We start from the raw sequence: 19,993 nt of genomic DNA on the forward strand, positions 1-19,993 counted from the left end.
CCGCGCCCCCCACCCCCGCCCTGCGCGCCGTCTACTGGGACCAGCGCGGCCACGGCCGCTCCGGGCGCGGGCGGGCCGGCGAGACGGTCACCATCGACCGGCTCGGACGCGATCTGAAGGCGGTGCTCGACGCCGCCGTCCCCACCGGGCCGGTCGTCCTCGTCGGCCACTCGATGGGCGGGATGACGGTGATGGCGCTCGCCCACCACCATCCCGGGTACGTCGCCGAGCGCGTCGCCGCGGTGGCCCTGCTGGGCACCTCGGCGGGCAACCTCACGGAGGTGACCTTCGGACTGCCCGCCGCCGGGGCCCGGGCGCTGCGGCGGATGGCGCCGGGGGTGCTCAGGACACTGGCCGCGCGGGCCGATCTGGTGGAGCGCGGACGGCGGGCGACCGCCGACCTCTTCACGGGACTGGTCAAGCGGTACTCGTTCGGCGGCCGCGACGTGGACCCGGGGGTGGCGCGCTTCGCGGAGCGGCTGATCGAGTCGGTGCCGGTCGACGTGGTCGCCGACTTCTACCCCGCCTTCGCCGAGCACGACAAGACCGCCGCGCTGGCCGCCTTCGGGGAAGGGCGTCCCGCGCTGATCCTCACCGGCGACCGCGACCTGCTCACCCCGCGCGAGCACAGCGAGGCGATGGCCGGTGTGCTGCCGCACGCGGACCTGGTGGTCGTGGAGGGCGCGGGACACCTGGTGATGCTGGAGCACCCCGAGGCGGTCGGCGACCGCCTGGCCGAGCTGCTGACGCGTACCATCCACACCCATGGACACACCGCACCACCGGGCCGCGGGGACCGCCCCCGGGGCCGCCCCGGAGAGCCGGCAGAGCCCCCCGAGTCCTGACGAGTCCCCCGGCCTCCGGGGCTTCGAACGGACCGTGAGGGTCCGCGTCGCGACCCCCGACCGGATGCGGGAGCTGGGCCGGAGGCTGGCCCGGCTGCTGCGGCCCGGCGACCTCGTCCTGCTCACCGGCGAGCTGGGCGCGGGCAAGACCACCCTCACCCGCGGACTGGGCGAGGGGCTGGACGTGCGCGGCGCGGTCACCTCGCCCACCTTCGTCATCGCCCGGGTCCACCCCCCGCTCGGCGGCGGGCCCGCGCTGGTGCACGTGGACGCCTACCGGCTCGGCGGCGGCCTGGAGGAGATGGAGGACCTGGACCTCGACGTCTCGCTGCCGGAGTCGGTGGTGGTCGTGGAGTGGGGCGAGGGGAAGGTCGAGGAGCTGTCGGAGGACCGGCTGCACGTGGTCATCGAGCGGTCCGTGGGAGCGGATCCGGCCGGCGCGGCGGCGGAGGCGGCCGGCGGCTCCGGGGACGGCACGGAGGACGGCTCCGGGGACGACGTGCGGACGGTGACGGTGACCGGCGTCGGCGGGCGCTGGTCCGAGCATGACCTGTCCGTCCTCGCGGAGCCCGGGGAGAGCGTGTAGGGGGAAGCCCGCACGGACCGCGCCCCGCCCGGTACGCGCCGCGTACCGGGCCGGGACACGGGCCCGGGGGCCCGGGTTCCGACACCGTGTCGGCAAGATGTTGCGCACGGTCCCTCCGGCGTGTTCACATGGAGGCCGGAAGGGGTGGTTAGGTACGCCTTACCACTCCCGCCCCATGAGCCACGGGAGGACCCATGGAGGCAGAGAGGCGAGAGCCCGAAGCGACCGCGCAGGACGCGCCCGCCGGCGCGTCCGGGCACCTGTCGGGTGCCGGAGCGGTGCCGATGCGCGACCTGCTGGCCTCGTGCGCCGCGGCCGACGCGGTCTCCACACCGCCGGCCCCCGAGCGCCGCACCGCCGCCGGAGAGCGCCCGGACGACGAGGACCCCCGGGCCGAGGCGGCCTGAGGGTCCGTACGGAGGCGGAAGGGGACACCGGAGCGGTGCCCCCGGCCGCTACCCCTCCTGCCGCATCTGCCTCGGCCCGACGCGGCGCGCCCAGGCCGGCAGCAGGAACCAGGCGCCCACGAACCACATGAACAGCGCGCCGACGATCCACCAGGCCAGGCCGTTGTGCAGCACCACGCGCAGGATCAGCAGCAGGGCGCAGGTGACCGTGCACAGCAGCAGGACCAGCCCGGTGATGGTCAGGCGGGCGGCCCACTCCACCGTCTGAGGCTTCATCCGGTGCCCGGTGACGAAGCGGTGCAGGGCCACCGGGGCGATCAGGGTGCCGGTCGCGGCCGAGCCGAGGACGACGGTGACGACGTAGATGTTGCGGTCCACGGTCCCCAGGTCGGTGAACCGCTCGGTGAAGGCGACGCTCAGCAGGAAGCCGAGCAGGATCTGGATGCCCATCTGGGCGACCCTGACCTCCTGAAGGAGTTCCGTCCACCGCCGGTCGGCCCGCTCCTTCTCGGTCTCCCGGCGCTCCTCCCGCGCCATCCGGGCCGACTCGCCGGCCTGCCGGGCGGCGTGAGCCGCCCGGTCCCCGGCGTCCGCGCGCTGCCCGTCCCCGTCACCACCGGGCGTCCTGTCCGTCCCGAGAGCCATCTTCCGCCCCACTTCCAGCCGCTTGCCTGCCTGTCCACCGTTTGTTCGAACAGGGGGAGGGCAAACACGGGCCTGCGAGGCCCGCGGCTCAGGGGACGACGACGACCTTCGTGCCCGCCGTGGCGAAGCGCCACATCGCCTCGCCGTCCGCGGCCCTGGAGCGGATGCCGCCCGTGCCCTCCTTCGGCGGCCCCTCGGGCAGCGAGCCGTCCACGGCGGCACTGAAGCCCACCACGACCCCGTCCACCTGCGTGAACAGCACCACATGGGCGACGGGCACCCCGTCGGACCCGGTGACGCGCTCGGTGCGGCCGCTCTCGCTCACGGTGTACTCGCCCGGCAGCGGGTCCACCGCACCGGGGACGACGCGGTAGGTCCGGGTGACCCGCTCGTTCGCGCCCACCAGCCAGACCCGGTCGCCCCGCAGGGAGTACACGACGCGTTCGCCGGCGCCGGAGTCGGCCGGCAGCGCGGCCTCCTCGCTCTCCCCGGACTTCTCGCGGTCCTCGCGGGACCGGGCGTCCTTCCGCGCGGCGTCGGGGGAGGGGGAGGCCGACGCGGCGGCCCCGCGCTCACCGGCGGGTCCGTGCCGGTCCTGCGCGGCGGACGCCTGGTAGGCCAGGAAGCCGACGACGGCGAGCGCCGCCGCGGTCAGCCCGGCCACGAACGTACCCGCGCTGTTCCGTGCCACCGTCTCGCCCGCCTCCGGTACTCGCCGCTTCCCCCGCCGGTCTGCCGGAGCCCCGTCGGAGCCCTTCGGGAGACCGGTGTGATCGTAAGTCCGACGGTAGCAGTCGGTAGCGGTCACCGTGCCGCGGGCGGGCACCGGCGGTCCGCGGCGCGCCGTAGGCTGAGAGCGTGCTCCTGCTCGCTCTGGATACCGCAACCCCCGCCGTCACCGTCGCCCTGCACGACGGGACGAGGACCCTCGCAGCCGCCGACGAGGTGGACGCCCGCCGCCACGGCGAACTGCTGCTCCCGGCCGTCGACCGCGTCCTGGCCGAGGCCGGCGCCGCACTCGGCGACGTGACCGGCATCGTCGTCGGCGTCGGCCCCGGCCCGTACACCGGCCTGCGGGTCGGACTGATGACGGCCACGACCCTCGGAGCCGCCCGCGGCATCCCCGTCCACGGCCTGTGCACGCTGGACGGCATCGCCCACGCCGCCGGGGAGGCCGGACTGGAGGGCCCCTTCGTCGTCGCCACCGACGCCCGCCGCAAGGAGGTGTACTGGGCGCGCTACGCCGACGCCCGCACCCGCCTCGGGGATCCGGCCGTGGACCGCCCGGCCGACATCGCCGAGCTGGTCGCCGGCGTTCCCGCGGTGGGCATGGGAGCCCGGCTGTACGCGGACACCTTCACCGGCGTGCGCGAGGACCTGCCCGAGCACGTCTCGGCGGCCGCGCTGGCGGCGCTGGCCGCCGAGCGCCTCGCGGCCGGCGCCGGCGACGGCGGTGAGGCCGGGGGCTTCCTGCCGCCGCTGCCGCTGTACCTGCGGCGCCCGGACGCGAGGGTGCCCGCCAACTACAAGGTGGTCACGCCCCGGTGACCGCACCCGCAGAGCAGCCCGCTGAGCAGCCCCCCGGGCAGGCCCTCCAGCCGCCCGCCCTGCGCGAGATGCGCTGGTGGGACATCGAACCGGTGCTGGAACTGGAACGGGAGCTGTTCCCCCTCGACGCCTGGTCGCCCGCCCTGTTCTGGTCCGAACTCGCCCACGCGCGCGGCCCGCACGCCACCCGCCGCTACCTCGTCGCCGAGGACGGCGCCGGCCGCGTCGTCGGCTACGGCGGACTCGCCGCCGCGGGCGGCACCGGGGACGTCCAGACCATCGCCGCCGCCCGCGACTACTGGGGCACCGGACTGGGCGCCCGGCTGCTCACCGCGCTGCTCACCGCCGCCACCGACTTCGAGTGCCACGAGGTCCTGCTGGAGGTCCGGGTGGACAACGACCGCGCCCGGCGCCTGTACGAGCGCTTCGGCTTCGAGACCATCGGCCTGCGCCGCGGCTACTACCAGCCCGGGAACGTGGACGCCCTCGTGATGCGCCGCCCGGCCGGCCACGCACCCGACACCGCGCCGGGCCCGGCACATGACCTCGCGACGGATCCCGCAACGGAACACCAAGGAACGACGACCCATGGCTGACGAACCCCTGGTCCTCGGCATCGAGACCTCCTGCGACGAGACCGGCGTGGGCATCGTGCGCGGGCACACGCTGCTCGCCGACGCGGTGGCCTCCAGCGTGGACGAGCACGCCCGGTACGGCGGCGTGGTGCCCGAGGTCGCCAGCCGCGCCCACCTGGAGGCGATGGTCCCCACCATCCAGCGCGCCCTGAGGGACGCCGGCGTCGCCGCGAGCGACCTCGACGGGATCGCCGTCACCGCCGGCCCCGGCCTGGCCGGCGCGCTGCTGGTGGGCGTCTCGGCGGCCAAGGCGTACGCGTACGCGCTGGGCAAGCCGCTGTACGGCGTCAACCACCTCGCCTCGCACATCTGCGTCGACCAGCTCGAACACGGCGCGCTGCCCGAGCCGACCATGGCGCTGCTGGTATCCGGCGGCCACTCCTCGCTGCTGCTGTCCTCCGACATCACCTCCGACGTGCGCCCGCTGGGCGCCACCATCGACGACGCGGCGGGCGAGGCGTTCGACAAGGTCGCCCGGGTGCTGAACCTCGGCTTCCCCGGCGGGCCCGTCATCGACCGCTACGCCCGCGAGGGCGACCCGGAGGCCATCGCCTTCCCGCGCGGGCTGACCGGCCCGCGCGACGCCCCCTACGACTTCTCCTTCTCCGGTCTGAAGACCGCCGTCGCCCGCTGGATCGAGGCGAAGCGGAGCGCGGGCGAGGAGGTGCCGGTCGCCGACGTCGCCGCGTCCTTCCAGGAGGCGGTCACCGACGTGCTGACCCGCAAGGCGGTGCGCGCCTGCCGGGACGAGGGGGTGGACCACCTGATGATCGGCGGCGGCGTCGCGGCCAACTCGCGGCTGCGCGCGATGGCCCAGGCGCGCTGCGAGGCGGCCGGGATCACCCTGCGGGTGCCGCGCCCGAAGCTGTGCACCGACAACGGCGCGATGGTCGCGGCCCTGGGTGCCGAGATGGTCGCCCGCGACCGGGCCCCCTCCGACTGGGACCTGTCGGCCGACTCCTCCCTGCCGGTCACCGAACCGCACGTCCCGGGCACCTCCCACGGCGGCGCGCACGGGCACACGCACGGCCACAGCCACGGCCACGACCACGTACACGAGACGAGCGCGGAGAACCTCTACTCATGACCGTCGCCCTGATGTGGGAGGCCCGCGCGGCGGACGGCCGGGGGGCCGAACTGCTGGAGTGGGCCCGCGCCCAGGCTCTCGACCCCGCGCCTCCGCGCCGCGAGACGTTCACCGCCCCGGCCGACCGCGTCCTGGTCATCACCTGGTGGGACGCCTCCTACGACGCCGAACTCCCCGAACTGCCCTCACCGCCGCAGGAGTTGCTCCACCGCCCGGTCCACCGCTGGCGCTTCGAGAGCGCGGACGCCGACGTGCCGTGACCGGCCGCGCGGCCTCAGTCCCGGCTCTCCAGCAGCGGAGCGGTGTCCAGCGCGGGGCAGGGGCCGGGCAGGGGGAGGAGCCGGCCGAGGTCCACCTCGACCCGTGTCGCGTAGCGGGCCCTGGCCGGGTCCTCCTCCCGCACCGGGTCGGAGAAGGCGTACGCCTTCTTCTCCTGCCGGTGGACGAGCACGTGGACGGGCACCCCGGCGGCGGCGTAGCCGCGGTACTTCGGGCCGGTGTCGGTCTCGTGGTTGGTGGAGGTGATCTCCCCGGCCGGCGCGAGCAGTTCGATGGAGTACCAGCCCCGGTGCGCCCTGCGGTACGCCTCATCGAGTTCGGCGGGCTTCCGCCGTCTCACGTAGAAGTCCGGGATCAGCAGGGAACGCGTCCCTCCTCGCGGACCGGAACGCGCGACCACCACCCGTACGGGTGTCCTCGTCAGCGGACCGGGTGGCCGAGCAGCATCGTCGGGGCGCCCGCGGCGCGGGTGAGGAAGACCGTGGCCGAGTGCGGTCCGGACGGCTTCACCTTCCGGCGCAGTTCCTCCGGTTCGACCGCCGAGCCGCGCTTCTTGACCGTCAGCGCCCCGACGCCGCGCTCGCGCAGCAGCGCCTTCAGCCGCTTGACGTTGAAGGGGAGGGTGTCGGTGATCTCGTACGCGGTCGCGTACGGCGTCGGGCGGTGCTCGTCGGAGGCGACGTAGGCGATCGTCGGGTCGACCAGGTGCCCGCCGACCAGCTCGGCCACCTCCGCGACCAGGTGCGCGCGGATCACCGCGCCGTCCGGCTCGTACAGATAGCGGCCGACGGGGCCGCAGGGAGGATCCGGCAGGCCGGCGGAGTCCAGGGTGCGGGGGCCGGGCAGCAGGGTGGCGCGCACCCGGGGCGCCTCGCGCGAGGCGGCGCCGAACCACAGCACGGCCTCCTTCACGTCCCCGCCGTCGGAGATCCACTCCGCCGCCGCGCCCTGCGGCACCGCCTCGTGCGGGATGCCGGGGGCCACCTTCAGCGCGGCGAGCGGGGCGCGCCGGGCGGCCTCCACCGCCCAGGACAGCGGCGGCGAGTACGCCTCGGGGTCGAAGATCCGGCCGCGTCCGCCGCGACGGGCCGGATCGGCGAAGACGGCGTCGAAGCCGGACGCGTCCACCTCCGTCACGTCCGCGCAGCGCACCTCGATCAGGTCGGACAGGCCCAGCGCCCCGGCGTTGGCCCGGGCGACGGCGCAGGCCAGCGGGGAGCGGTCGACGGCCAGGACCTCGATCCCGGCGCGGGCGAGCGCGATGGCGTCGCCGCCGTTGCCGCAGCACAGGTCGGCCAGCCGCCGCACCCCCAGGGCGGCGAAGCGGCCGGCGCGGTACGCGGCCACGCTCGCGCGGGTGGCCTGCTCCACGCCGTCGGGGGTGAAGTACATCCGCGCCGCGTCGTCGGCCCCGAACTTCGCCGCCGCCCGCTGCCGCAGCCGGGCCTGGGCGATGGCCGCCGAGACCAGCTCGGCCGGGTGGTCGCGGCGCAGCCGGGTGGCGACGGCCAGCTCCCGCCCGGGGTCGTAGGACCGCAGCTTCGCCAGCAGGGCCTGCCCCTCGTCGGTCAGCAGGCGCTGGAAGACGGAGAGGGCGTCGCTGACGGCCGGGTCGGTGCTCATCGGCCCGTCACCGCGGCGCGCGGTACAACGTGGTCAGGTCGATGTCCATGGGGAAAGGCACCGGGAGGACGAGCTTGTCGCGGTGAATCCCGGTGGGGACGTATGTGCCGGTGGTGTCGTCGAGCTCGTAGACGTGCACGACTGGCTTGCGGTCTTCCTTCTCCACTCGCCAGAAGTGGCGGATGCCGGCCTGGGCGTACTTCAGCGGTTTGGTCTCACGGTCCCGCACGGCCGACTCCTCGGAGACGATCTCGACGACGAGCACGACCTCCTCGGGGAGGTACGCGGTGCGTTCGTCATGTGGCGGACCGCTGACGACGAGGATGTCGGGCTCCGGGCGCTGGCGCTTCCCCAGTCGGATCGTCATCTCGAACTCGACCCACAGGTCGTGGGGGGCCGCGAGTTCCATGGCGTTGGACAGCCGCCGCATCACCTGGCCGTGGAACGAGGTCTGCGGGGACACCATCACGAGGGCTCCGTCGATCAGCTCGAAGCGCGGGGCGTCCGGCGGAATCCGGTCCAGATCGTCGGCGGTCCAGCCGCCGGGCGGCGGGTAGAACCAGTCGGGCAGGGGCTCTGCGGTCATCGGCGGTACTCCTTGACGGGCGGGCACCTGTGACGCGGTACGGGGTCAGCGTACCGGCGCACCGGCGCGCAACGCGCCGTGCGTTGGCACTCCGGTTGACTGAGTGCTAACGCCGTCATAGTCTCAGCATTGGCACTCCCCCATGGAGAGTGCCAACTCAAGCGACGGGCAGATCCGGCACCCGCGACGACGGATCTACCAGGTCGCCACCCCAGACATCCAAACCCCGCCGAGATCTCCGAAGGGGGAGGTCGGATCGTGACGACCGCCACCAGCTCCAAGGTTGCCATCAAGCCGCTCGAGGACCGCATCGTGGTCCAGCCGCTCGACGCCGAGCAGACCACGGCTTCCGGCCTGGTCATCCCGGACACCGCGAAGGAGAAGCCCCAGGAGGGCACCGTCCTCGCCGTCGGTCCGGGCCGCTTCGAGGACGGCAACCGCCTGCCGCTCGACGTCAAGGTCGGCGACATCGTGCTGTACAGCAAGTACGGCGGCACCGAGGTGAAGTACAACAACGAGGAGTACCTCGTCCTCTCGGCGCGCGACGTTCTCGCGATCATCGAGAAGTAAGCACCGCGAAGACTGCCTGTGATCCGCGCCCTGGTACCCGCGTCCGAGACGTCCGGGGCCGGGGCGCGGTTCCTTTGACGAGGACTCCGAGAGGACCCAAGCAACCATGGCGAAGATCCTGAAGTTCGACGAGGACGCCCGTCGCGCCCTCGAGCGCGGTGTCAACAAGCTCGCCGACACCGTGAAGGTGACGATCGGCCCCAAGGGCCGCAACGTCGTCATCGACAAGAAGTTCGGCGCCCCGACCATCACCAACGACGGCGTCACCATCGCCCGCGAGGTCGAGGTCGAGGACCCGTACGAGAACCTGGGCGCCCAGCTCGTGAAGGAGGTGGCGACCAAGACCAACGACATCGCGGGCGACGGCACCACCACCGCCACCGTGCTGGCCCAGGCGCTGGTCCGCGAGGGCCTGCGCAACGTCGCCGCCGGCGCCTCCCCGGCCGCCCTGAAGAAGGGGATCGACGCCGCGGTCAAGGCCGTCTCCGACGACCTGCACGCCACCGCCCGCCCGATCGACGAGAAGTCCGACATCGCCGCCGTGGCCGCGCTGTCCGCCCAGGACAAGCAGGTCGGCGAGCTGATCGCCGAGGCGATGGACAAGGTCGGCAAGGACGGCGTCATCACCGTCGAGGAGTCCAACACCTTCGGTCTGGAGCTGGACTTCACCGAGGGCATGGCCTTCGACAAGGGCTACCTGTCGCCCTACATGGTCACCGACCAGGAGCGCATGGAGGCCGTCCTCGACGACCCCTACATCCTGATCCACCAGGGCAAGATCTCCTCCATCCAGGACCTGCTGCCCCTGCTGGAGAAGATCATCCAGACCAACAGCTCCAAGCCGCTGCTGATCATCGCCGAGGACGTCGAGGGCGAGGCCCTGTCCACCCTGGTGGTCAACAAGATCCGCGGCACCTTCAACGCGGTGGCCGTCAAGGCCCCGGGCTTCGGCGACCGCCGCAAGGCGATGCTCGGCGACATGGCGACGCTGACCGGCGCCACCGTCATCGCCGAGGAGGTCGGCCTCAAGCTCGACCAGGCCGGTCTGGACGTGCTGGGCACCGCCCGCCGCGTGACCGTCACCAAGGACGACACCACCATCGTCGACGGCGGCGGCAAGGCCGAGGACGTGCAGGGCCGCGTCGCGCAGATCAAGGCCGAGATCGAGACCACCGACTCCGACTGGGACCGCGAGAAGCTCCAGGAGCGCCTCGCGAAGCTGGCCGGCGGCGTGTGCGTGATCCGTGTGGGCGCGGCCACCGAGGTCGAGCTCAAGGAGAAGAAGCACCGTCTGGAGGACGCCATCTCCGCGACCCGCGCCGCGGTCGAGGAGGGCATCGTCTCCGGTGGCGGCTCCGCGCTGGTCCACGCCTCCAAGGTGCTGGGCGACAGCCTGGGCAAGGACGGCGACGAGGCCACCGGTGTCGCGGTCGTCCGCCGCGCCCTGGTCGAGCCGATGCGCTGGATCGCCGAGAACGCCGGCCTGGAGGGCTACGTCATCACCTCCAAGGTCGCCGAGATGGAGAAGGGCCACGGCTTCAACGCCGCGACCGGCGAGTACGTCGACCTGGTCAAGGCCGGCGTCATCGACCCGGTCAAGGTCACCCGCTCCGCCCTGGAGAACGCCGCCTCCATCGCGTCGCTGCTGCTGACGACCGAGACCCTGGTCGTCGAGAAGCCGGCCGAGGAGGAGCCGGAGGCCGCCGGCCACGGTCACGGCCACGCCCACTGAGGCACGGGCTCCCGCGGTACGTCCGCCGGTACGAGGAGGCCCGGTCCCCCGGAGTACGGGGACCGGGCCTCTTCGCGTCCGTGCGGGACCGGGCCGGGGCTGCCGTAAGAGCGATGGCGCGTCCCTCACCTCGGGCTGAAGCGCCCGGTGGTGGAGGAGGCGCGCGAGACCAGGCCGCGCGGCGCCAGCCGGGCCAGACCCAGCAGCGCCTTGTAGCGCGGGTCCGGGACGGACAGCGTCTTCCCCCTGGCCAGGTCCTCCAGGGCGGCGTCCACCACCCGGTCGGCGTTCAGCCACATCCAGCCCGGCACGCTCTGTGCCGACATCCCCGCTCGCCGGTGGAACTCGGTGCGCACGAAACCCGGGCACAGCGCCATCAGCCGCACCCCCGACGGCCCCAGGTCCCGCGCCGCGCCCTGGGTGAACTGCACGACCCACGCCTTGGACGCGCCGTAGGTGCCGCGCGGTACGAAGGCCGCCACCGAGGCCACGTTGACGACGCCGCCGCGGCCCCGCTCGCGCATGCTCTCCGCGGCGGCCGAGGTCAGCCGCAGCACGGCCTCGCAGTGCACCTTGAGCATGCGCAGCTCGTCCGCCATCGGCACCTCCAGATAGCGGCCCTTGTTGCCGAATCCGGCGTTGTTGACCAGCAGGTCCACCGGGTGCTTCCGGTCGCCGAGCCGCTCCTCGACCGCCGCGATGCCCTCGTCGGTGGCCAGGTCGGCGGTGATTATGGACGCCTCGACGCCGTGCCGGTCGTGCAGCTCGGTGGCGTGCCGCCGCAGCCGCTCGGTGTCCCGGGCGACCAGCACCACGTTGTGCCCGTCGCGTGCCAGCCGCCGGGCGAAGGCGGCGCCGATACCGGCCGTGGCCCCTGTGATCAGTGCAGTCGTCATACGGGCACGCTATCCGGCCGGGGCCGGTGGACCGTGTGCCGGATGCGTCAGGAGGCGTACTTCGCGGTGTACTTCAGTGCCTCCTCCCGTGCGACGGAGGCCAGCGCGTCGCCGGCGGCCAGGACGCGGGGGAGCAGCGAACGCTCGGTGGTCAGGGCGCGGAAGAGGAGGGAGACGGTCACCTCGTGGTCCGGCCGGTGCAGGACCTCGATCCGGTCCCCGGCACGGATCTCGCCGGGCTCGGCCACCCGCAGGTACGCCCCCGGCGCGGCGGCCCGGGTGAACGCCTTCATCCACCCCGCCCCCCGCTCCGTCGGCAGGACGCCCGTCTCCCCCAGCCGGCCGGCGAAGGTGCGGCAGGGGGTGCGTGCGCAGGAGACCTCCAGCACCGTGTCCGGCCCGATCCGCCAGCGCTCGCCGATCAGCGCCCCGCTGACGTCGGCGCCGGCGGTGGTGAGGTTCTCGCCGAAGACCCCGTTGGGCAGCTCGCGGCCGAGGGCCTTCTCCCAGCCGTCCAGGTCCTCCCGGGCGAAGGCGTACACCGCCTGGTCGTCGCCCCCGTGGAAGACCGGGTCGCCGATGACGTCCCCGGCCAGTCCGCTGCCGCCGCCGGAGCCGGGGGCGGAAACGGCGACCGGGCCGTCGGCCGGGCGCTTGTCGATGCCGGTGAGGCCGCCCGGGGCGTTGGTGTAGCCGACGGACCGGGGGCGGGCGAGGTTCACGGAGAGAAGCCGCATGCCGCGCAGACTAGAAGGGCGCCTTCGAGGAAGCGAACGGACACCGATGTCCCCCGCCGGGGGCGCTTATGGTGGGGGAGTGATCGAGGCACGCCATCTCCGTGTGCTGCGCGCGGTGGCCCGCACCGGTTCGCTCTCGGCCGCCGCCCGCGCGCTGGGCTGCACACAGCCCGCCGTCAGCCAGCAGATGAAGGTCCTGGAGCAGGCCGCGGGCACCGCGCTGCTGGTGCGCGCCGGCCGTGAGACGCGCCTGACCGAGGCCGGTGAGGCGCTGGTGCGGCACGCTGCGGGGATCCTGGCCGGGCTGGCCGCCGCCGAGGAGGAGGTGGCCGCCATCGCCGGGCTGCGGGCCGGCCGGGTCCGGCTGGTGTCCTTCCCCAGCGCCAGCTCCGCGATCGTGCCCGCGGCCGTCGCCGCGATGCGCGCGCAGTACCCCGGGGCCAGGGTGTCGCTGACCGAGGCGCAGCCGCCGCGCTCGGTGGAGGCGCTCCGCGAGGGCGAGTGCGACATCGCCCTCGCCTACCGCTACCCGGACGCCGCCGGGCCGGTGGAGAGCGACCCGGAGTGGGGGGATCTGGTGGTGCGGCCGCTGCTGACCGAGCGGCTGGTGGGGCTGGTCCCCGAGGGCCACCGTCTGGCGCGTGCGGCGGAGGCGGGGGAGGACGCCGGGCTCGCGGAGCTGGCCGGGGAGTCCTGGATCGCGGGCTGCCCGCGCTGCCGGGGCCATCTGGTGGAGGTGTGCGAGAGGGCGGGCTTCACCCCGCGGATCGACTTCGCCACCGACGACTACCCGGCCGTGGTGGGACTGGTGGGGGCGGGGCTGGGCGTGGCCGTGCTGCCGGAGCTCGCGGTGGAGTCGGTACGGCCCCGGGGCGTGCGGACCGTGGGCATCAGCCCCGAGGTGCGGCGCGAGGTGGCGGCGCTGACGCTGCCGGACCTCGCCCGGGTGCCGGCGGTCGCGGCCATGCTGGACCGGCTGTCGGGCTCGGCCCGCCGCTGACACGGGACGGGCCCGGCCCGTCCGGCGCCCGGCCCGTCCGGCGCCCGGGCTCGTGGGGCGTCCGGGCTCGTGGGGCGTCCGGGCCTGCCGGGCGCCGGGGGAGCACTCGGAAGGGCTCGCGGGGAGCGGTGCTACGCCCCGGCCGCGCCGACCAGCCTGGTACGGGCCCGGCCCATGAGTTCCTCGCGTTCGTCCTCGGTCAGTCCGCCCCACACCCCGTACGGCTCACGGACGGTGAGCGCGTGGGCGGCGCACTCCGCCCGGACCGGGCAGCGCATGCACACCTCCTTCGCGGACGCCTCGCGTGCGCTGCGGGCCGCTCCGCGCTCCCCCTCGGGGTGGAAGAACAGCGAGCTGTCGACTCCTCGACAGGCGGCCAGCAGCTGCCAGTCCCACAGATCGGCGTTGGGACCCGGAAGGCGGGAGAAATCTGCCATGGCTTGTCCTCTCGAAGCGAACTGATGCTGGTGAACCAGTCGAGAACAGTCACGACCGTACATCCACGGTATGAGTAGATGTAAATATGCATCTTCGAGATTTTCGGGACATACGCGAGTAATAAAAAGAAAACCCGCCAAACAGGGCAAATGACGACACGGCTGCTGATCTGCGCGGGATAGCCCCTCCGTGTCGACGCCATCACGTAGGGTGTTGAAAGCGGGCGCCGGAGACCGTAACTCTTTCGGGTGACCGTCGTTGAGTGTGCGGAGGCGGTTGACACAGACAAGTGCCGGACGGATGTCCGGGGCGGTCAACCGCACAGGTGACGATTCGTACCAGCCCTGGAGGCCTAAGGTGATGCGCATGAGCTGCGGAGGGCGATCATGACTTCCGTCCTCGTCTGCGACGACTCCCCGCTTGCCCGAGAGGCGCTGCGCCGCGCGGTCGCGACCGTGCCCGGCGTGGAACGTGTGACGACGGCGGCCAACGGCGAGGAAGTCCTCCGCCGCTGGGGCGCCGACCGGTCCGACCTCATCCTCATGGACGTCCGGATGCCCGGCCTGGGCGGTGTCGAGACCGTGCGGCGCCTGCTGTCGGCCGACCCCGGCGCCCGCATCATCATGCTGACCGTGGCCGAGGACCTGGACGGCGTCGCGCTCGCCGTCGCCGCCGGCGCCCGCGGCTATCTGCACAAGGACGCCTCGCGCGCCGAGCTGCGGGCCACGGTCACCCAGGCGCTGGCCGACCCCACCTGGCGGCTCGCGCCGCGGCGGCTGCGCTCGGCCGAGATGGGCGCCGCGCCGACGCTCACCGCCCGCGAGATCCAGGTGCTGGAGGGCATGAGCCACGGCCGCTCCAACGCCGAGATCGGCCGCGAGCTGTTCCTCTCCGAGGACACGGTGAAGACCCATGCGCGGAGGCTGTTCAAGAAGCTCGGCGCCTCCGACCGGGCGCACGCCGTGGCGCTCGGCTTCCGCTGGGGTCTCGTCCGCTAGCGCCCGCGGGAGCGGTCCCGCCGTGAGCCCGTCCGCCGGTCCGGCCGTCCTCCGGACCGCGGACAGCCGGCGGCGCCGAAACGGCGGAGCCGCCGCGCTCCCCGCCCCCCGTACGCGCGGTGCGCGGCCGCGTGCTCGGCGGGGCGCCGTGCGTGCCCCGAAGGCGCCCCGCCGGTTCCGGAGCACCGGGAGACCGCACCGGGAGGCGGGGCCTTCGGGAGACGGGCCGGTGTCGTAATCTCCGGTGTGCCGCATCCTGGATGTATGGAGTTCCTCGGGGACGTGACGGCCGGGCGTGAGGGGAGGGCGCGGGACGTGACAGCGAGTGCCCCTGCCCATAACGCTTCAGTGCACAACCACGGACGGGGTGCGGCGGAACGGCCGCGCCGGGTGCACCATGGACCGATGCGTGACGACGAGACGCCATCCCCGGCCGACGGCCGCGGTGAGATCGGTGCCCTCGTCCGGCGCGCTGTGGAGGGCGACGAGCGGGCCACCCACGACCTCCTCGCCCGTGTCCACCCCCTCGCCCTGCGGTACTGCAGGACGCGGCTGACCCGGCTGCCCGGAGACGCCCGGCACTTCGTGGACGACCTGGCGCAGGAGGTCTGCCTGGCGGTGCTGTGCGCACTGCCGCGCTACCGCGACACCGGCAAGCCCTTCGAGGCGTTCGTGGTCGCCATCGCCCAGCACAAGGTCGCCGATCTGCAGCGGGCCGCCATGCGCGGACCGGGCAGCACGGCGGTGCCCTCGGACGAGATGCCCGAGCGGCCCGACGACTCGCTCGGCCCGGAGGAGCGGGCCCTGCTGAGCAGTGACGCGGAGTGGGCGAGGAAGCTGCTGGCCAACCTTCCGGAGCACCAGCGCGAACTGGTGCTGCTGCGGGTGGCGGTCGGGCTCACCGCCGAGGAGACCGGGCAGATGCTCGGAATGTCCCCGGGGGCCGTGCGCGTTGCCCAGCATCGAGCCCTGTCGCGGCTGCGCGCCCTCGCGGAGCAGTGATCCGGGGCGGATCACAGTCATCCGGCCATCCGGCCAACCGGCCAACCGGCCGTCCGGCCGTCCGGTGAGCGCTCCGGCGGCGGTCCCGCCGGGATCCCGCGGCGGTACGGGGCTCCTCCCGAGCCCGTTAGCATGGACGTCCGCGCCGGGCAAGAGTATTGGGGAAGGTGCCATGGAAGGCGTCATGACGGACAACGTCGGCAGTGCCAGCAGTGCCGACGGGGTTCCCGCTAAGTTCGCCGCACTCGGGCTGACTTACGACGACGTGCTGCTGCTGCCGGGCGAGTCGGACATGGCCCCGCAGGACATCGACACCTCCTCGTACGTCTCGCGCAACGTGAAGGTGAACGTCCCGCTGATCTCCGCGGCGATGGACAAGGTCACCGAGGCCCGCATGGCGATCGCCATGGCCCGGCAGGGCGGCGTCGGCGTGCTGCACCGCAACCTCTCGATCGAGGACCAGGCAGACCAGGTCGACCAGGTCAAACGGTCGGAGTCCGGCATGGTCACCGACCCGATCACCATCCGCCCCGACGCCACGCTGCGCGAGGCCGACGAGCTGTGCGGCCGCTTCCGCATCAGCGGGGTGCCGGTCACCGACGCGGCCGGCAAGCTGCTGGGCATCGTCACCAACCGCGACATGGCCTTCGAGACCGACCGCAGCCGCGAGGTCCGCGAGGTCATGACGCCGATGCCGCTGGTCACCGGCAAGGTGGGCATCTCGCGCGCGGACGCCATGGAGCTGCTGCGCCGCCACAAGATCGAGAAGCTGCCGCTGGTCGACGGCGAGGGCGTGCTCAAGGGCCTGATCACCGTCAAGGACTTCGTCAAGGCGGAGAAGTACCCGCACGCCGCCAAGGACGCCGAGGGCCGCCTCATCGTCGGCGCGGCGGTCGGCGTGGCCGGCGACGCCTTCGAGCGGGCCCAGGCGCTGATCGAGGCGGGTGCCGACTTCATCGTCGTGGACACCGCGCACGGCCACTCGAAACTGGTCGGCGAGATGGTCGCCAAGATCAAGTCCAACTCCTCGGTCGACGTGGTCGGCGGCAACGTCGCCACCCGCGACGGCGCCAGGGCGCTGATCGACTCCGGTGCCGACGGCGTCAAGGTCGGTGTCGGGCCGGGCTCGATCTGCACCACCCGCGTCGTCGCCGGCATCGGCGTTCCGCAGGTCACCGCGATCTACGAGGCCGCGCTCGCCGCGCGGGAGAGCGGCGTCCCGGTCATCGGCGACGGCGGGCTGCAGTACAGCGGCGACATCGCCAAGGCCCTGGTCGCCGGCGCCGACACCGTGATGCTCGGCAGCCTGCTGGCGGGCTGCGAGGAGTCGCCGGGCGAGCTGCTGTTCATCAACGGCAAGCAGTTCAAGTCCTACCGCGGCATGGGCTCGCTGGGCGCGATGCAGTCGCGCGGCCAGGCCAAGTCCTACTCCAAGGACCGCTACTTCCAGGAGGCGGTCGCCGCCGACGACAAGCTCGTCCCCGAGGGCGTCGAGGGCCAGGTCCCCTACCGCGGCCCGCTGGGCGCGGTGGTGCACCAGCTCGTCGGCGGCCTGCGCCAGTCGATGTTCTACGTCGGCGGCCGGACGGTGCCGGAGCTGAAGGCGAAGGGCCGCTTCGTGCGCATCACCGCGGCCGGGCTCAAGGAGAGCCACCCGCACGACGTCCAGATGACGACCGAGGCGCCGAACTACTCCCGGCGCTGAGACGGACCGGCCGGTACCGGTCACGGCCCGGGCGGGCCGTGACCGCTGCCGGCTCACCCGGTGCGCGCCCCCGGTGCCCCGCTCGGGGATACTGGGGGCGTAGACCGTAGGAAGGGCACAGCACGTGACTGAGATCGAGATCGGCCGCGGCAAGCGCGGGAGGCGGGCGTACGCCTTCGACGACATCGCGGTGGTGCCCAGCCGCCGCACGCGGGACCCGAAGGAGGTCTCGATCGCCTGGCAGATCGACGCCTACCGCTTCGAGCTGCCGTTCCTGGCCGCCCCGATGGACTCGGTCGTCTCGCCGCGCACCGCGATCCGCATCGGCGAGCTGGGAGGCCTGGGGGTGCTCAACCTCGAAGGCCTGTGGACGCGTTACGAGGACCCCGAGCCGCTGCTCCACGAGATCGCCGAGCTGGACGAGGCCGCGGCGACCCGTCGGCTCCAGGAGATCTACTCCGCTCCCATCCAGGAGGAGCTGATCGGCCGGCGGATCAAGGAGGTGCGCGACTCCGGCGTGGTGACGGCCGCCGCGCTGTCGCCGCAGCGCACCGCGCAGTTCTCCAAGGCGGTCGTGGACGCGGGCGTGGACATCTTCGTCATCCGCGGCACCACCGTCTCCGCCGAGCACGTCTCCTCGGCGGCCGAACCGCTCAACCTCAAGCAGTTCATCTACGAGCTCGACGTCCCCGTCATCGTCGGCGGCTGCGCCACGTACACCGCCGCGCTGCACCTGATGCGCACCGGCGCGGCGGGCGTGCTCGTCGGCTTCGGAGGCGGAGCCGCGCACACCACCCGCAACGTGCTGGGCATCCAGGTGCCGATGGCCACCGCCGTCGCCGACGTGGCGGCGGCCCGCCGCGACTACCTGGACGAGTCCGGCGGCCGGTACGTCCACGTCATCGCCGACGGCGGCGTGGGCTGGTCCGGCGACCTGCCCAAGGCCATCGCCTGCGGCGCGGACGCGGTGATGATGGGCTCCCCGCTGGCCCGCGCCACCGACGCGCCCGGCCACGGGCACCACTGGGGCATGGAGGCCGTCCACGAGGACGTGCCGCGCGGCAGGCGCGTCAACCTCGGCACGGTCGGGACCACCGAGGAGATCCTGCTCGGCCCCTCGCACAGCCCCGAGGGCCACATGAACTTCTTCGGTGCCCTGCGCCGGGCGATGGCCACCACGGGCTACTCGGAGCTCAAGGAGTTCCAGCGCGTGGAGGTCACCGTCTCCCGCTGAGCGCGGGGGCGTGGGGCGCGCGTACGGCTGAACCCGTACGGCGGGACTCGTGCGACGGGACCCGTACGGCGGAAAGGGGCCGGGCCCGGTGGTGCGTCCACCGGGCCCGGCCCCTTTCCGTGTGCGCGCCGGCCGGGCCGGGCGCGCGCGTCACAGCCGGTGGGCCGCCCCCGTCGGGCTGGCGCCGCGGGTGTCCAGCAGGAGCTGGGCCTTGGCCGACAGGCTCTGCAGGTCGTAGACGCGGTGGTGCTGGAGGAGCAGGGTGAGGTCGGCCGCGGCGGCGGCCTCGTAGAGGGAGTCGGCGCGCGGGACGGGACGGCCGGCCACCCGCCACTGCGGCACGTGCGGATCGTGGTAGCCGATCTGCGCCCCCAGCTCCATCAGCCGCAGGGCGATCTCGGGGGCGGGGGAGCCGGTCCGGTCGGCCAGGTCGGGCTTGTAGGTGACGCCCAGCAGCAGGACGCGGGCGCCGCGGGCCGACTTGCCGTGCTCGTTGAGCAGGGTCGCCGCGCGCTGGGCCACGTAGCGCGGCATCCGGGCGTTGGCCTCCCGGGCGACCTCGACCAGGCGCAGCGGGTAGCCCGGGGTGCGCCCCGCGCGGTCCAGGCAGGCGGGATCGACGGGGACGCCGTGGCCGCCCACGCCCGGGCCCGGCCGGAAGGCCTGGAAGCCGAACGGCTTGGTCTCCGCGCAGCGGATCACGTCCCACAGGTCCACGCCGAGGTCGTGGCAGAGCACGGCCATCTCGTTGACCAGGGCGATGTTCACATGCCGGAAGTTGGTCTCCAGCACCGCCGTCGTCTCGGCCTCGCGCAGCCCGCGGGCCCGCACCACCTTCTCGACCAGCCGCCCGTAGAAGGCGGCGGCGGCCTCCGTGCAGGCCGGGGTCAGCCCGCCGATCACCCGCGGGGTGTTGGCGTACCCGTGGGAGCGGTTGCCGGGGTCGAGGCGGGAGGGGGCGCAGGCGAGGTGGAAGTCGTACCCGGCCCGCAGTCCCGAGGCCTTCTCCAGCAGCGGGGCGACGTACTCCTCGGTGCCGCCGGGGTGGACGGCGGACTCCACCACGACCGTGGTCCGCGGGCGCAGCCGCTCACCGAGGGTGAGGGCCGCCGCCCGTACCGCGCCCAGGTCCGGGGCGCGGTCCTCGCCCTGCGGGGTGGGGGCGCAGATCAGGGCGGTGCGGACCCGGCCCAGCACGGACGGGTCCGAGGTGGCGCGGAAGCCGGCCGAGGCCATCTTGCGCACCTCGGCCGCCGACAGCCCGCCGCCCGCCGGCGGGCGGCCGGCGCCCAGTTCGCGCACGGCGTGCTCGTCGGGGTCGTAGCCGATGGTGCGGATACCGGCGGCCGTGGCGGCCTGGGCCGCGGGAAGACCCAGATGACCCAGACCGAGGACGGCGAGATCTGCGGGCATGAGGCGGCGTCCCTTCCCCCGTCGGCG

23 protein-coding genes are annotated in these 19,993 nt (G+C 73.7%); 14 read left to right on the forward strand and 9 right to left on the reverse strand.

Annotation, left to right across the window (positions count from 1 at the left end):
• From L7D48_RS06220 to L7D48_RS06230, 3 genes are all read left to right on the forward strand, one after another.
• A partial coding sequence (locus L7D48_RS06220; RefSeq protein ID WP_237877874.1) for an alpha/beta fold hydrolase occupies positions 1-845 on the forward strand: 845 nt, incomplete at its 5' end.
• Positions 846-909: 64 nt separating this feature from the next.
• Positions 910-1,431, forward strand: coding sequence for a tRNA (adenosine(37)-N6)-threonylcarbamoyltransferase complex ATPase subunit type 1 TsaE (tsaE, locus tag L7D48_RS06225; RefSeq protein ID WP_237877892.1), 522 nt, complete (start codon positions 910-912; stop codon positions 1,429-1,431).
• A gap of 194 nt (positions 1,432-1,625) precedes the next feature.
• On the forward strand, positions 1,626-1,838 hold the full coding sequence (locus L7D48_RS06230) for a hypothetical protein (protein ID WP_237877896.1): 213 nt from the start codon (positions 1,626-1,628) through the stop codon (positions 1,836-1,838).
• Positions 1,839-1,886: 48 nt separating this feature from the next.
• Here the strand turns inward: L7D48_RS06230 and L7D48_RS06235 are convergent, their stop codons facing one another.
• Positions 1,887-2,375, reverse strand: coding sequence for a DUF6328 family protein (locus L7D48_RS06235; RefSeq protein ID WP_237877893.1), 489 nt, complete (start codon positions 2,373-2,375; stop codon positions 1,887-1,889).
• Positions 2,376-2,571: 196 nt separating this feature from the next.
• Complete coding sequence (locus tag L7D48_RS06240; RefSeq protein WP_237877875.1) at positions 2,572-3,174, reverse strand: hypothetical protein; 603 nt, start codon at positions 3,172-3,174, stop codon at positions 2,572-2,574.
• 167 nt (positions 3,175-3,341) lie between these two features.
• Here L7D48_RS06240 and tsaB point away from each other — a divergent pair, with 167 nt between their 5' ends.
• The 4 genes from tsaB to L7D48_RS06260 all read left to right on the forward strand — a co-directional run bounded on the left by tsaB (position 3,342) and on the right by L7D48_RS06260 (position 6,013).
• Positions 3,342-4,031 (forward strand): tRNA (adenosine(37)-N6)-threonylcarbamoyltransferase complex dimerization subunit type 1 TsaB, encoded by a 690-nt coding sequence (gene tsaB, locus L7D48_RS06245; protein ID WP_237877876.1) that lies wholly within the window; start codon positions 3,342-3,344, stop codon positions 4,029-4,031.
• 68 nt (positions 4,032-4,099) lie between these two features.
• Positions 4,100-4,627, forward strand: a complete 528-nt coding sequence (rimI, locus tag L7D48_RS06250; RefSeq protein WP_237877894.1) for a ribosomal protein S18-alanine N-acetyltransferase — start codon at positions 4,100-4,102, stop codon at positions 4,625-4,627.
• Positions 4,620-5,753, forward strand: a complete 1,134-nt coding sequence (gene tsaD, locus L7D48_RS06255) for a tRNA (adenosine(37)-N6)-threonylcarbamoyltransferase complex transferase subunit TsaD (protein WP_237877877.1) — start codon at positions 4,620-4,622, stop codon at positions 5,751-5,753. Before rimI ends, tsaD begins: the two co-directional genes overlap by 8 nt.
• On the forward strand, positions 5,750-6,013 hold the full coding sequence (locus tag L7D48_RS06260; protein WP_237877878.1) for a hypothetical protein: 264 nt from the start codon (positions 5,750-5,752) through the stop codon (positions 6,011-6,013). The genes tsaD and L7D48_RS06260 overlap by 4 nt, the downstream gene beginning before the upstream one ends.
• A 14-nt stretch (positions 6,014-6,027) precedes the next feature.
• Here L7D48_RS06260 and L7D48_RS06265 read toward each other — a convergent pair whose 3' ends face one another.
• The 3 genes from L7D48_RS06265 to L7D48_RS06275 all read right to left on the reverse strand — a co-directional run bounded on the left by L7D48_RS06265 (position 6,028) and on the right by L7D48_RS06275 (position 8,241).
• The gene (locus tag L7D48_RS06265) at positions 6,028-6,372 is read right to left on the reverse strand and encodes a hypothetical protein (protein WP_308312223.1); all 345 of its coding nucleotides are present in this window, start codon (positions 6,370-6,372) and stop codon (positions 6,028-6,030) included.
• 80 nt (positions 6,373-6,452) lie between these two features.
• Positions 6,453-7,655 (reverse strand): class I SAM-dependent methyltransferase, encoded by a 1,203-nt coding sequence (locus L7D48_RS06270; protein ID WP_237877879.1) that lies wholly within the window; start codon positions 7,653-7,655, stop codon positions 6,453-6,455.
• Positions 7,656-7,662: 7 nt separating this feature from the next.
• Positions 7,663-8,241, reverse strand: a complete 579-nt coding sequence (locus L7D48_RS06275) for a Uma2 family endonuclease (RefSeq protein WP_237877880.1) — start codon at positions 8,239-8,241, stop codon at positions 7,663-7,665.
• Between the two features lie 258 nt (positions 8,242-8,499).
• Between L7D48_RS06275 and groES the strand changes: the two genes are divergently transcribed.
• Both groES and groL read left to right on the forward strand, forming a co-directional pair.
• Positions 8,500-8,811, forward strand: a complete 312-nt coding sequence (gene groES / locus L7D48_RS06280; RefSeq protein ID WP_093660681.1) for a co-chaperone GroES — start codon at positions 8,500-8,502, stop codon at positions 8,809-8,811.
• Positions 8,812-8,917: 106 nt separating this feature from the next.
• A complete protein-coding gene (gene groL / locus L7D48_RS06285; RefSeq protein ID WP_237877881.1) occupies positions 8,918-10,543 on the forward strand; it encodes a chaperonin GroEL in 1,626 nt (541 codons plus the stop codon).
• 125 nt (positions 10,544-10,668) lie between these two features.
• Here groL and L7D48_RS06290 read toward each other — a convergent pair whose 3' ends face one another.
• Both L7D48_RS06290 and L7D48_RS06295 read right to left on the reverse strand, forming a co-directional pair.
• The gene (locus L7D48_RS06290; protein ID WP_237877882.1) at positions 10,669-11,439 is read right to left on the reverse strand and encodes an SDR family oxidoreductase; all 771 of its coding nucleotides are present in this window, start codon (positions 11,437-11,439) and stop codon (positions 10,669-10,671) included.
• A 47-nt stretch (positions 11,440-11,486) separates the two neighbouring features.
• A complete protein-coding gene (locus L7D48_RS06295; RefSeq protein WP_237877883.1) occupies positions 11,487-12,176 on the reverse strand; it encodes an MOSC domain-containing protein in 690 nt (229 codons plus the stop codon).
• A 79-nt stretch (positions 12,177-12,255) separates the two neighbouring features.
• Between L7D48_RS06295 and L7D48_RS06300 the strand changes: the two genes are divergently transcribed.
• The gene (locus L7D48_RS06300; RefSeq protein ID WP_237877884.1) at positions 12,256-13,176 is read left to right on the forward strand and encodes a LysR family transcriptional regulator; all 921 of its coding nucleotides are present in this window, start codon (positions 12,256-12,258) and stop codon (positions 13,174-13,176) included.
• Between the two features lie 131 nt (positions 13,177-13,307).
• Here L7D48_RS06300 and L7D48_RS06305 read toward each other — a convergent pair whose 3' ends face one another.
• Entirely contained in the window at positions 13,308-13,613 is a 306-nt protein-coding gene (locus tag L7D48_RS06305; protein ID WP_093660691.1) for a WhiB family transcriptional regulator, read from the reverse strand.
• Positions 13,614-14,000: 387 nt separating this feature from the next.
• Here L7D48_RS06305 and L7D48_RS06310 point away from each other — a divergent pair, with 387 nt between their 5' ends.
• The 4 genes from L7D48_RS06310 to L7D48_RS06325 all read left to right on the forward strand — a co-directional run bounded on the left by L7D48_RS06310 (position 14,001) and on the right by L7D48_RS06325 (position 18,553).
• Positions 14,001-14,612 (forward strand): response regulator transcription factor, encoded by a 612-nt coding sequence (locus tag L7D48_RS06310; protein WP_003948568.1) that lies wholly within the window; start codon positions 14,001-14,003, stop codon positions 14,610-14,612.
• A 405-nt stretch (positions 14,613-15,017) separates the two neighbouring features.
• Positions 15,018-15,614, forward strand: a complete 597-nt coding sequence (locus L7D48_RS06315) for a sigma-70 family RNA polymerase sigma factor (protein WP_277347750.1) — start codon at positions 15,018-15,020, stop codon at positions 15,612-15,614.
• A gap of 184 nt (positions 15,615-15,798) precedes the next feature.
• Positions 15,799-17,319, forward strand: a complete 1,521-nt coding sequence (gene guaB, locus L7D48_RS06320) for an IMP dehydrogenase (protein WP_237877885.1) — start codon at positions 15,799-15,801, stop codon at positions 17,317-17,319.
• Between the two features lie 124 nt (positions 17,320-17,443).
• Positions 17,444-18,553, forward strand: coding sequence for a GuaB3 family IMP dehydrogenase-related protein (locus L7D48_RS06325; protein ID WP_237877886.1), 1,110 nt, complete (start codon positions 17,444-17,446; stop codon positions 18,551-18,553).
• A gap of 150 nt (positions 18,554-18,703) precedes the next feature.
• On the opposite strand, the gene L7D48_RS06330 is transcribed toward L7D48_RS06325, so the two are convergent.
• On the reverse strand, positions 18,704-19,966 hold the full coding sequence (locus tag L7D48_RS06330; protein ID WP_237877887.1) for a nucleotide sugar dehydrogenase: 1,263 nt from the start codon (positions 19,964-19,966) through the stop codon (positions 18,704-18,706).
• Between the last annotated feature and the right edge of the window lie 27 nt (positions 19,967-19,993).

The organism is Streptomyces sp. ICN903, assembly GCF_022015835.1.
Lineage (GTDB): Bacteria > Actinomycetota > Actinomycetes > Streptomycetales > Streptomycetaceae > Streptomyces > Streptomyces fenghuangensis.